General features: G+C 36.1%; 6 protein-coding genes. 5 read left to right on the forward strand and 1 reads right to left on the reverse strand.

Features of this window, described 5'->3' with window-relative positions; translation table 11 throughout:
* The first annotated feature begins 176 nt into the window (after positions 1–176).
* The 5 genes from EMN46_RS03530 (at position 177) to EMN46_RS03550 (ending at position 8148) form a co-directional block, all read left to right on the forward strand.
* Positions 177–1385, forward strand: coding sequence for a glycosyl hydrolase (locus tag EMN46_RS03530; protein ID WP_195715173.1), 1209 nt, complete (start codon positions 177–179; stop codon positions 1383–1385).
* A gap of 102 nt (positions 1386–1487) precedes the next feature.
* Positions 1488–3998, forward strand: a complete 2511-nt coding sequence (locus EMN46_RS03535; protein WP_229130262.1) for a sugar-binding domain-containing protein — start codon at positions 1488–1490, stop codon at positions 3996–3998.
* Positions 3999–4060: 62 nt separating this feature from the next.
* Positions 4061–6289 carry a T9SS type A sorting domain-containing protein gene (locus tag EMN46_RS03540; protein ID WP_154199294.1) on the forward strand — a complete coding sequence of 743 codons (2229 nt, stop codon included), beginning with the start codon at positions 4061–4063 and terminating at the stop codon, positions 6287–6289.
* 33 nt (positions 6290–6322) lie between these two features.
* On the forward strand, positions 6323–7363 hold the full coding sequence (locus EMN46_RS03545; RefSeq protein WP_154199295.1) for a sugar kinase: 1041 nt from the start codon (positions 6323–6325) through the stop codon (positions 7361–7363).
* Between the two features lie 113 nt (positions 7364–7476).
* Positions 7477–8148: a bifunctional 4-hydroxy-2-oxoglutarate aldolase/2-dehydro-3-deoxy-phosphogluconate aldolase gene (locus tag EMN46_RS03550; protein ID WP_154199296.1), complete on the forward strand. Its 672-nt coding sequence runs from the start codon at positions 7477–7479 to the stop codon at positions 8146–8148.
* 710 nt (positions 8149–8858) lie between these two features.
* Here the strand turns inward: EMN46_RS03550 and EMN46_RS03555 are convergent.
* Positions 8859–13052 carry a hybrid sensor histidine kinase/response regulator transcription factor gene (locus EMN46_RS03555; protein WP_154199297.1) on the reverse strand — a complete coding sequence of 1398 codons (4194 nt, stop codon included), beginning with the start codon at positions 13050–13052 and terminating at the stop codon, positions 8859–8861.
* Positions 13053–13121: the final 69 nt, after the last annotated feature.

The following is a 13121-nucleotide window of genomic DNA, read 5'->3' on the forward strand; positions in this document are numbered from 1 at the left end:
TTGAGTCGTGAATATTTATTTAGTGTTCATTTCCCCCCCCTTTTACGTTTCAAAAGCAAGCATGATTATCAAATACACACTATTTATGTGATTATATACGGGTGGATGTAAGACTATTTTCTTCTTAATATTGAATAGAAATTAGATGTAAATACAAAATATAGTTTTAGTCGGATATGAAGAAAATAGTTAATTTCCTTGTTGTTGCTTTATTTATGACATTTATTGGGTGTAATAGCGACAAATGTGCTCAGAGTGAGGCTGAGACCAACCAATATAGTGAGCAAGATTTAGATCGGTTGGGGATTACTGATAAGGATCACTTAAGCGCTGCGTCAAAAAGAGCTCTTAAATGGGATAAAATTGGTAACGAGTGGTTCATTGAATTCGAAGTGTCGGATTTAAAAGGAGATTTTGCTTATGAAGAAGGTGTTGTGAGAAGAGACCCAAGTGCCCTTTTAAAGATTGATGGAAAATACTATACTTGGTATTCAAGAAATACAGGTCCATCGCAAGGATTTGGTGGTGATATAGAAAATGAAAAAGTATTCCCTTGGGATAGATGTGATATTTGGTATGCTACATCGGTAGATGGAATTACCTGGAAAGAAGAAGGTTTGGCAGTAGCACGAGGACCTAAAGGAGCCTATGATGATCGATCAGTATTTACTGTTGAGGTGATGCAGTGGGAAGGAATGTATTATTTGTCTTATCAAACTGTAAAATCACCCTATAGTGTACGTGTAAAGAATCAGGTGGGTTTGGCATGGTCTAGCTCGCCAAATGGTCCTTGGACTAAATCTGAAGAGCCTATTTTAAGCCCTGCAGATAATGGGGTATGGAAAGGCACAGAAGACAATCGTTTTAATGTGCTTAAAAAAGGAGATTTCGATAGCCATAAAGTACACGATCCATGTATTGTTCCTTTTAAAGGGAAATTCTTTTTGTATTACAAAGGGGAACAAATGGGCGAGGAAATTACTTTCGGAGGACGTCAAATTCGACATGGTGTAGCTATTGCTGATAATCCTAAAGGACCCTACGTGAAATCTCCTTACAATCCAATTTCGAACAGTGGACACGAGATATGTGTTTGGCCTTATAATGGAGGAATTGCTTCATTGATAACTACCGATGGACCCGAGAAAAATACCATACAATGGTCTCCTGATGGAATTAATTTTACAATTAAATCATCAATAAAAGGAGCTCCTCATGCTATTGGATTAAATCGTACTGCAGATACAGAGAAAGAACCAACAGAAATTCTTCGATGGGGATTGACTCATGAATATATGAATTCCGATTACCAGTATATTAGAAGATTTACATCAAGAAGAGTAACTACCCATGTGGCAAAAGGGGCGGGTGGTAAAAAGAAATAGATGTTAGATTAGTTAGATTTAGTGTGTAAGCTTGTTTCAGAACCTAGTTGTGAAACAAGTTTTTTTTTAATCAGGAAACCTAATACTGAAATTATGATAGGAATGGGTAAATATGTACTAATTGCTTTGCTGAGTATCATCTCATGCTGTAATTTATATGCGCAACCAGGGTCGATCAACTCACATAATGAGAACAGTCAAGTCGTGCGTGACCTTAGTGGCATGCGTTGGAAAATGAAAATGATGCTACCTGGAGAGGGAGTTAAACAAGGTTTACATGAATTGCCACCTGAGGATATTGAAACTTTGGTTTGGAATGTTGCTGAAGTGCCTGGTGATGTTTTTACAGATTTATGGAAAATTGGTGCCATTGAAGATCCTTATTTTGGGCGTAATAGTGTGAAAGCACAATGGGTACAACAATACGAATGGTGGTATTCCATTCAGTTTAATGTAACCGAGGACATAAGCGATCAGGTAGTTCGTTTGGATTTTGAAGGTGTTGATTACAGTTGTGATGTTTGGTTGAATGGACATCATTTAGGGCGTCATGAAGGTGCTTTTTCACCTTTTTCATTTGATATTAATGATGCTTTACGAGTTTCTAAACATCGTTTGGAGAGCACCAACTTATTGATGGTGAAACTAGATCCACCACCACAAGTGAATGCCAAAGTAGCGGGTAAAAAGACACCTTGGTTTGGTGATTACTGGCGCGATTTGATTCCTTTTGGAATTTGGCGTCCTGTGAAGATGGTTTCAACAGGCAAGGTGCGACTTAAGGATGTGTATGCCAATACAAGTATCAATAAGGATGAAACAGCAGAAGTTGCTTTAGAGTTGAGTGTGGAAAATACCAGCGATATTGCAAAGGAAATGACTTTTATAGCCTCTATTGAAGGTGAAAATTTTGAATCGAAGAACATCACCGTTGAACTAACAAAAACGGTGAAACCAGGTTTGCATAAATTTGTGCAGAACATTCATGTTGAAAAGCCAAAGCTTTGGTGGCCTTGGGATTTAGGGAAACCAAACCTATACAAAGCAAGGATATCGGTTAAAGAAGCTCAGGTTAATCATGATTTTAGAGAAGTAACATTCGGTATTCGGGAAGTTACAATGGCTTGGAATCCTGGATTTTCGAAAGAGGAGGTGAGTTTTCCACGAACTACATTAATAAATGGAAAGAATCATTTTATCAGATCAGCTTGTTGGGGTGGACCACCAGATATTTTTGTGGGACGAACATCTCCTGATGAATACGCAACTTTAATTAAGCTGGCGAAAGAAGCCAATATGAATAACATCCGAATTTTTGGATGGCATCCTCCTGAAATTCCTGAGTTTTATAAACTTTGCGATGAGGCTGGGTTAACCGTTTGGCAAGATATTATTCCTTTGGGAACAGGCAATCTACCTAAAGATCAAAAGTTATTGGATGATATCATTCATGAAGCGGTGTTGGTGATTAAAGAACGTCGAAATCATCCTTCGCTAATTATGATGGAAGGTGGAGAAGAGATGATGTTGCGTGCTGCCGATCCAATGTTTGCGAGAGGTTTTCTGGAAGCATTGGGAGATTCACTGCAAAGCTATGTGAAATTACCTTTTGTGCCCGATTCACCTTTAACTTGTGAGGTGTCGCAGAAGGCTGGTTTTAAGCCAAAAGAAGCTGTGCATGCTCTTAAATATTTTTACAGTATGGGCTTTGCCTTAATGGAAGATTGGTATCAAACACTTGATTACCCAATTGTTCCTGAATTTGCCATCACATCAGTTCCATCTGTCGAAAGTCTTAAAAAGTTTATTCCCGAAAATGAAATGTGGCCTCCCGGATTGAGTTGGGGACATCACTGGGCAGATTTGGATCGTTTGAAAATGCAGAATTTTGATGTGTTTGGTGAAGAACGAATTGGTTCTTTAGAGGAGTTTGTGAATGCGACTCAAGATGCTCAAGGGGTTATCTTCCAAAATGGAATAGAGTATTTTCGTCGTCATAAACCACGTTTAAGTGGAATCGCACTCTGTCATTTTATTACCTATTGGCCTGATATGAAATGGGGTATTGTTGATAACTATCAGCAACCGAAACGTTCTTACGATTTTGTGAAGAAAGCCTATCAGCCCTTACTTGTGAATTTTAATTTTAAAAAGCGTCGTTGGCATACTGATGAAGCTTTTAAAGGAGAAATTTGGGTGATTAATGATTTCTATACCAATTATAAAAATTGTACAATCAAATTTAGCATTGAAGACGATAAGGGTAAAGTGCTTAAATCGAGCAAGTATGATGTGGATATGGTCGCTGAAAATAGTGCTAAAAAGTTCTTTGATATCGATGAAGATATTTTAAAATCTGTTGATAAAAAGTTTTTTGTAAAGCTTCAGTTGTTGGATAAAAAGGGAAATGAAATATCCGCTAATGATTATTTCTTTTTAATTGGTGATCAGGCTGCGGCTACAAAGCAGTTTAACGGCATGAAGGATAAGATGCAGAAGAGAAATGGTAAATATACATATGGTAATTATTTGCGCTTTTTCGATGATATGACTCGTGAGAATGGGAAAGATTATAAGAGTGGTATTGAAAATCCGAGAGCAAGTGATTATTAAGCGATAGATTTCTTTTATTGATTCGGGTTTACAGTAAAGTTTAGTAATATAAAATTTATAGTATGAGTAAAATAGTATTTCTTCTATTCATTTTCGCCTTTTTTATTGGTGAAATAAAGGCTGTTGAACCCGATGATATTATCATTGATGTCAATCTGAATACGAAAAGAAGTTTAGGAAATGTGTCTTCTTTTGATCGAAATAAATTTGTAGCTATACATGCTGATGTTAAAGAAAATGAATGGGATGGAGATAATTTCACATCCGATTTACGAGATCATTTTTTAAATGGATACGATGTTTATTTAGGACGTAATACGGGTACTATCGGTTGGAATATGAATAATGTTGTAACGGAAGATCCGGATAGAACGGGTTATGCCGATCCGGCAAGTATTCTGTCATCAGGAGAGAGTTCTAAAACAAATTATGCCAATGTTACAGCACACCATGCTTATGAAAATCGGAATGATCAAATATTATGTGCTCAGCTTCATCCTTTTTGGCCTGACGGACAGGAAACTAAAAAGGGCTGGTCTTTTTCTTTAACAGATACGGAGGCGGAACCATTTGGAACTGCATCGGGAGAATACATGGGACGCTATATTCATGATCATTATGGCAGTGGAGGAACAACAGGCAAGCCAGAACCTAAGTATGTGGAGGTAATTAACGAGCCACTTTATTGGTTGGTCGATCATGGAAGTGATCAGCCAGAGAAGGTGTTTAAATTTCACAATGCTGTAGCCGATCAAATACGAAAATACAATCCTGATTCTGACATTCAAATTGGTGGTTTTTGTGTTGCCTTTCCCGATTTTGAAAAGAATGATTTCAAGCAATGGGAAGAGCGTTCGAAACTATTTATGGATATCTGCGGGGCAAAAATGGATTATTGGACTATTCATTTGTATGATTTTGCAGCGAAAGGTGGAAAAGAGATGTATCGAAAGGGTAGCAATATGGAAGCTACTTTCGATATGATGGAACAATACTCTTACCTGTCATTTGGTGAGGTAAAGCCCTTCATGATTTCTGAGTTTGGAGCTGTATCGCACGATTTGAAAGGTGCTTGGTCTCCTTTGCGTGATTGGCATCATATGAAATCGGTTAATTCGATGAGAATGCAATTTATGGAAAGGGCTGATATCATAAATAAAACCATTGATTTTCTTCCGATTAAAGCGACGTGGGGAACTACAGATGTAAACAATACATATTCACATCGATTAATGCGGAAAGAGAATGAACCTAATAGTTATACAGGAGATTGGGTTTATACTGAAATGGTGAAGGTGTATCAATTATGGTCTGATGTAAAAGGAACTCGTGTTGATTCAAAGTCAACCAACCTAGACGTGATGACCGATGTTTATGTGGATGGAAATAAGGCTTATGTAATTTTAAATAATTTGGAGTTTAATTCCGTAAACGTAACAATGAATGTATTGGGTGCAAATCAGGATTTGCAATCATTAAAAATAAAAAAATTGTATTTGGAGGGTAATAAGCCGGTTCTCGATGAGTCTGTTCTTAGTGTTGATCCCAAAGAATTTACTATTGGAGCAGAAGGAACAATGATTCTTGAATACACTTATGCTTCTTCAATTGATATTGATGAAACATCGAGTGAATTCAAGTATTATGCGAACACCTACTTTAAACCAATTGTTGCCAATACTCCGGAAGTATTTACAATTAGTGGTGTTGAGTTCGGAATGTATGGAGAAGCTATTCTTCGCCTTGGAATTGGCAGAGCTCATGGCAAATCATTACATCCAAAAGTGTTGGTTAATGGTGCTGAAATTGAAGTTCCTACGAACTTTAGGGGAGGTTCTCAAACGCAACGAGAAAGTTTTTTTGGTGTTTTAGAGATTCCAGTACCTTATGAATTGATAAAAAGCAACAATAGCATTTCGGTTGCCTTTACTGAATCAGGAGGGCATATCAGTTCGCTTGCTTTGAAAACCAATGAGTTTAGTAAAGAGATTACTCGCACGGAGAATGTTTCTGTTGGAATTTCCGACGTTTCACCTTTAGGATCTCAGGAGAACTCAAATTTAAAATTGTATCCAAATCCGGTCTCCTCAATTCTGAATGTAGACACGGGAGAATCAAACGATTTTAGCAATTGGGAAGTTGTATCATTAAATGGTAAAGTGGTTCTTCAAGCGGAAATTTCAAATTCGCTTTCCAAGCTTCAGCTTAATGTAAGTTCTTTGTCAAGAGGGTATTATATATTAAGACTTCGGGGTAGTGATTTTCAATCAGTTCCCTTTGTAAAACAATAAATATTTATTTAAACTTTAATAAAGAAATTAGTGATGAGTAGTAAGGTAGTTACTTTTGGTGAAATTATGTTGAGATTAACAACTCCAGGTTATCAACGTTTTTCGCAAGCATCTGAGTTCACTGCAACCTATGGCGGTGGTGAAGCAAATGTGGCCGTATCCTTGGCAAATTATGGAATTGAATCGAGTTTTGTCACTCGACTTCCTAAAAACGATATTGCACGCGCCTGTGAAATGGACCTGAAAAAATATGGCGTAAATACCGATCATATTGTTTATGGTGGTGATCGATTGGGAATTTATTTTCTTGAAGTGGGAGCTGTAAGTAGAGGAAGTAAAGTTGTTTATGATCGTGCGAATTCTGCTATTTCTCAAATAGAGAATGGAATGATTGATTGGGATCATGTGTTCAAAGGAGTAAGCTGGTTTCATTGGACAGGAATTACCCCGGCAATTTCGCAAGGAGCAGCAGATGCTTGTTTAGAAGCAATAAAGGCTGCTAACGAGAGAGGAATTACAGTTTCATGTGATTTAAATTACCGTAAGAATTTATGGCAGTATGGAAAATCAGCTGGGGAGGTAATGCCCGAATTGGTTGCAGGTACTGATGTGATTTTGGGTAATGAAGAGGATGCCGAAAAAGTATTAGGCGTCAGTCCTGATGGTGTCGATGTTACAGGAGGTCATGTTGATGCAGAAGCTTATCTTTCTGTTTCTCAGCAAATTATTAAACAATTTCCTCGTTGTAAAAAGGTAATTACTACTTTGAGAGGATCGATTAATGCCAATCACAATTCTTGGTCTGGGGTTTTATACGATGGTAAGAATTTGTTTAAAGCGAATAATACCTATCAAATTACGCATATTGTAGATCGTGTTGGTGGTGGAGATTCATTCATGGGTGGATTGATTTACGGTTTACTTACTTATCCGGATAATGATCAGAAAGCATTAAATTTTGCTGTTGCAGCATCTTGTTTGAAACATACGGTTTATGGAGATTACAATCAGGTGAGTGTAGAAGAAGTTGAAAAATTGATGGATGGAGACGCATCAGGACGTGTTTCAAGATAATATTGAATTATAAATGATGATTTAATAATTCTGAATTAGAGAAATCCAATACTCTTATTGATAGAGCAAGTCAACTCATAATTCATGACTTATACTTCATAATTAAAATAGAAATGGCTAGATTTTCGAGAATAGAAGTAGCATTAAAAATGAAAGAGACAGGAATGATTCCAGTTTTCTTTCATAAAGACATTGAGATTTGTAAAGAGATTGTAAAGGCTTGTTATAAGGGAGGAGCTCGTCTTTTTGAATTTGTAAACCGAGGTGATTTTGCTCATGAGGTTTTTGGTGAGCTGATTAAATGGTCTGCAGTGGAATGTCCGGAAATGATATTAGGAGCTGGTTCCATTATTGATGCGGGAACAACATCTTTATACATTCAGTTGGGAGCTAATTTTGTTGTTTCTCCGATCTTAAACGCTGAAATGGCAAAGGTATGTAATCGTAGAAAAGTAGCTTGGTCGCCAGGTTGTGGTTCGCTTACAGAAATTTCTTATGCCGAAGAGTTAGGTGCTGAGGTGGTAAAGATTTTTCCTGGCGCTCAAGTTGGAGGTCCTGATTTTGTGAAAGCTGTAAAAGGTCCATTCCCTTGGTCTTCAATTATGCCTACAGGTGGTGTTAAGCCTGACGAAGAGAATTTAAAGTCATGGTTCGATGCAGGAGTTCATTGTGTTGGAATGGGTTCTCAATTAATGGTTAAGAAAACAGATGGTTCATTTGATTATCCAGCGATTGAAGAATCTTGTAAAAAAGCTTTTGCAATTATAAAGAAATTAAGAGCTTAGGAGATAATTTTGGGTCTGGATGAAAATTAGGCATAAATTTTAGTCAAGCAAAAAAAGAAGTATTTTACAGTTGCCCCTTTTTTCTCGAGCCTGAAAGGCTCAAATATAATAGCCCAGGGTAAATGAGCACAGCGAATATCACCCTGGGATAGATATGTAGCAGTAGGTACCGACGCAAGTGAAAAAATCATTTGGAAAGCAACTCTCGTTTGCGTCGGAATAGCAAAATGTGAATAATTGAAGCTTGATTTTAGTATAGTTTCGGGTGTTAAAGATTTTCAATAAAAGGAGTGAATCTCATTATTTTTGCTTGTCCTTTAGCCGGACGGGCTTTTCATTTTTCATGATGGAAAACGAAACAAAAAATCATTGACAACGTCCTCAATCACCCATTATTAGTTCAATGACTAAACAAAACTCGCTTCGCTCATACAGCTTTTTGTTCTTAACGCCATCTTCACTAAACGGGTCCCGATCTCCGGACTCAATGTCAAATCCATATTCGTGAAAGCTTGAGTTCTTATTATTGATAAAATTTGATTTTAGGAATTAAAATAAATCTAAAAAATAGCTAATTCAAATCTCAGACCTAACTTTTGTGACTGATCCGAAATTAAGAGCTTAGAAGAATAAGTTTTTACATTGTGATTTTTATAAAGGCAAACTTGTATTCTATCGAATATAGGTTTGCCTTTTTTAATTTTATAGATCTATTCAGGACGTTTCGACTTTGCATATTCCGAAGGACTGATTCCAAACTTCTCTTTAAATCGCGTTCTAAAGGTTCTTAAATCGTTATAGCCTACTTGCCATGTTACTTCCGAAACGGTTAATACATTTTGACTTAGTAATTCTGCCGCATGCTTTAAACGAATATTTCTTAAAAATTCATTGGAGGTCTCAGCGGTTAGGGCTTTTATCTTACGATTTAAATATATTCTGGAAACGCCGTATAGACCAGCAAGTTTTTCCACTGAAAAATTAGAGTCCGATATATTTTTCTCGATGAGTGCAAGTATCTGTTCAAGAAATTTAGCATCTGCTGGTGAATTCGCAATAATCATCGGGTTAATTTCTATTTCCTTTTGAAATTTTTTGCGAAGATTTTCACGATTGTTAATTAATGAAATAACTCGAGCCTTAAGAATATCTGTATTAAAGGGTTTTGGAATATAAGCATCTGCTCCTGTTTTGAAACCTTCTAACTGAGATTCTATTGTGTTTTTAGCGGTTAGCAATAATACGGGAATGTGACTTACCGCTTCTTCCTCTTTTATTTTACGACACAATTCAATACCATTCATATTTGGCATCATCACATCACTAATGATTACATCAGGATGATTATTCATACATTTCTCGAAGCCTTGGACTCCATCATTTGCCTGAAAAACGATAAAGTAATCGTTGAAAATATCAGCAATGACTTCCCTTAAATCGATGTTATCTTCAACCAATAGAATTTTGTAATGGTTTTTCTTGATGACCACTTCTTTTGCAAGAGCTAGCTTAACAAGAGATTCTTCCTTTTCATCTTCAAAATGTACCTGTTCTGTTTGAGGGGATACTAATTTTAAAGAGTCAACACTCATCCAACTCTTCCCCTTATGGAGTTTTACAGTAAAACTTGTGCCTTTATCTTTCGAGCTACTAACTTCTATTGTGCCTTTGTGCATATCAATTAGTCCTTTGCAAAGAGCTAAGCCTATTCCGGTACCACCATAGGATTGTTTGTCTTTTTGGGTCGATTGATAGTATCTCTCAAAGATTAGTTTTTGTTCATTCCCAGAAATTCCTATCCCTGTATCCGAAACGAAAATTCGTACGCTATTATCTTGTTCCGAATCTTCAATTTCAATAGTTATAGATCCGTCTTTAGGTGTGAACTTAAATGCGTTGGATAATAAATTATAAGTTACCTTCTCAATTTTTCCAGCGTCAGCCCAAATTATTAGATCGTTATCAGTTCCTTCGAACAAAAGGGTAATATTTTTTTGCTCAGCCAAAGGCTCAAATGTTTTGATGATATTATTTATAAACTGATTTAATTCAATGTCCTCTACACTTAATTTAATCAGATCTTGCTCTAAACGCCTAAAGTCCATTAGCTGATTAATCAATCGAAGCATAAAATTAGCATTCTGGTTGATGAGCTTGTAGTTGCCTTGTCGTTCCTCTTCCGAGAGTTCTGCACCCTTAGAAATTAACTTAGCAAGAGGGGTTGTTATAAGGGTTAATGGAGTTCTAAAGTCGTGTGAAATGTTTGTGAAAAAGCGAAGCTTTATTTGTGCAATTTCTTCCACCTTATTTTTTTCCATTTCTGCAATTAAAAAATCTTTTTTCCGAAGTGTAGATAGTCTTAACATTCGATAAGCTATGTAGGCACCAATGAGAATTAGTAGTGCATAAACTAAGTAGGCATAAGCGCTAAAATAAAAGGGAGGATTAATCTTAATTTTTATTGATTTTGGTTTTTCTACCCAAATATTATCGCTATTTGATGCCATTACCTTAAAGGTATACTCTCCTGCAGGTATGTTTGTGTATTTGGCAATTCGATACGAGGCCGTAGCATTGTACCAAGCTTGGTCAAAACCTTCCAGTGTGTATTTGTATTTGTTCTTTTGGGGTGTCGTGTAGTGTAATCCTAAAAAACCAATCGAGAAACTATTTTGCTGATAGTTTAATTCAATATGATCGGTATATTCAAGACTGTTTTTAAGGATTATTTTTCCATTAATCTTTTCTCCGGGTTTAACGATTTTATTTAAGATATAAAAGTCAGTTAAGAATAATTTAGGCGGTATGGTATCTTTGGTAATTTGTTCCGGGTAAAAAACATTAAATCCGTTTATACCCCCAAATATGAATTGACCATTGGATCTTTTAAAAGCGCAAATTTCACTAAATTCATCATGCTGTAATCCATCTGCCGAGTCATAATTTATAATATCTCCATTTGTTGGGTTGTATTGACTAAGGCCCTTATTTGTTGCAAGCCACAGAGAGCCTTTGTCATCTTCCAGAATCGACTTGATCGTATTATTAGGTAAGCCATCTTTTTCAGTTATTTTAGAGAAGTGATGTCCTGACTTATTATCCTCTCCTGAGTAAGAAATAAGTCCACCTCCCATACTACCCATCCAAAGTTTCCCATTTTTAGCCTGGTATATTTTTAGGAAATAATCATTCTGTATTTCTTCCTCCTTTTCAAAGTTTTGTATCAGTGGATCTTTTTTGTTCAATTCTTGGGCACTTATCCTATTTAGACCTTTATCCGTTGAAATCCATAAGTTATCATCCTTATCCAATAGTAAGTCCCTAATAATTCGAGAAGAAATGTGTGATTTGGAATTGTTGTCAGGTGTAAAATTTAGATACTTAGTGATATCACCATTTTCATCAAGACTAAATTTCCATAAGCCCTCACCATAAGTTCCAACCCATAAAACGCTGTCTCCTTGCGATTCCAGTGTAAATACAAATCCAATTTTGGAAACAATATTGTGTAAGGGCTTCTTTTTTAGGCTAAGCGGATCGATAGCAACAAGATTAGAATAGTGGCTGGTTCCTATCCAAATAAGACTCTTGTGAAGTTTTGATTTTGGTGTTAGGGTTTCTTCAATACAATAGGCTCTGTTTTCAAGTGAATTTGGGTTTATTTGGATGTGTTGAAAACGATTAGCATACTTGTTCGAATTTTTTCGTGACAGGAAATTAACTCCATCATTCTCGGTACCAATCCAAAGATTTTTTTCATGATCTTCGAACACAGACTTAATAAAATTACTACTTATTGAATTCTTATGGCGTGTTTTTTGGTAATGATGGAATTTTTTTTGGTTTAAGTTGATGGTATAAATACCCCCGCCTCGTGTTCCTGCCCAAATTTGACCACTTTCGTCTTCGGTTAAACAGGTCACAATATTGCTTGGGAATTCATCTTTTATCTTTTGTTTGTTTAGTTGTTGTTCTATTTGCCATCCTTTCTTAGGATTGTATTGTAAACAGGTAATCCCGAATCTATTTCCCAACCATATTTTTTGGTTCTTGTATATCATAGTATTGGCGGAAATTGTCAGAATAGGACTTATTTCATAACTTCCGTCTGCTTGCTTTTGAACAGCAGAGATACTGGGTCCACCGATTAAAAAGCCACCTTCGTAATCGCAGAAGTTTTCAGCTTGACACTTAAATGTTTCATATTTAATTTGATCTTTATTGGCGTATGGGTTTAATAGTCTGAGTAGTCTACCATTTGTCCCAATCCAAATTTGGCCATCTTGATCCTGATGAATTTTCTTAACAATGGTGAAATTATCTCTATATATTTTCCGAACAGTTGTAAAATCGTCTATAGAGGTATTCTTAAGTGAAACAGTGATAATTTCGGAAATAGCATCAGATTTTTTATCAAGAGTAATTCGACTGTAACCATACCAAGTCCCAACCCATATAACATCATCTTTATCAATCGTCATACAGGTAATGTCATCGCTATCTATTTTGTAGCCATCTTTTCCGCTAGAATGGTAAATGGTGAATTTTTCAGTAATTGGGTTTAGTTTACAAATTCCCCTGCCATAAGTGCTTATCCAAATGTTTCCTTTGCTATCTTCAGCAATATCTATAATCATATTGCTACTAATACTCTCTGGGTTCTCTGATATTCGGTAGGTCTTGTAGGAATAGCCGTCAAATCTATGAAGTCCATCTAAAGTCCCAATCCACATAAAACCTTTACTGTCCCTATAGATTAAATTAACATCATTTTGGGGCAATCCTTTTAATTGAAAAAAAGAATAGCTTTCTTTATTCACAATATTTCCATAAGATTTATTGGGTAAGAAATAGGCTATAATAATACTGACTAAGAGAATATACTTGTAGATATTTTTTATCATGTTAAATATGGTTTTAGGCCGCAATGCTTTGCAGAAAGTAAAAATAATCAAATTTTTCCTTTTTATCGA

The sequence above is a fragment of the Ancylomarina sp. 16SWW S1-10-2 genome (assembly GCF_009669305.1).
Lineage (GTDB): Bacteria > Bacteroidota > Bacteroidia > Bacteroidales > Marinifilaceae > Ancylomarina.

Bases quoted from the DNA above. Each gene is read 5' to 3' on its own strand.
- EMN46_RS03530 (WP_195715173.1), top strand. From the start codon at position 177: ATGAAGAAAATAGTTAATTTCCTTGTTGTTGCTTTATTTATGACATTT.
- EMN46_RS03540 (WP_154199294.1), top strand. From the start codon at position 4,061: ATGAGTAAAATAGTATTTCTTCTATTCATTTTCGCCTTTTTTATTGGT.
- EMN46_RS03550 (WP_154199296.1), top strand. From the start codon at position 7,477: ATGGCTAGATTTTCGAGAATAGAAGTAGCATTAAAAATGAAAGAGACA.
- EMN46_RS03555 (WP_154199297.1), bottom strand. From the start codon at position 13,052: ATGATAAAAAATATCTACAAGTATATTCTCTTAGTCAGTATTATTATA.
- EMN46_RS03535 (WP_229130262.1), top strand. From the start codon at position 1,488: ATGGGTAAATATGTACTAATTGCTTTGCTGAGTATCATCTCATGCTGT.
- EMN46_RS03545 (WP_154199295.1), top strand. From the start codon at position 6,323: ATGAGTAGTAAGGTAGTTACTTTTGGTGAAATTATGTTGAGATTAACA.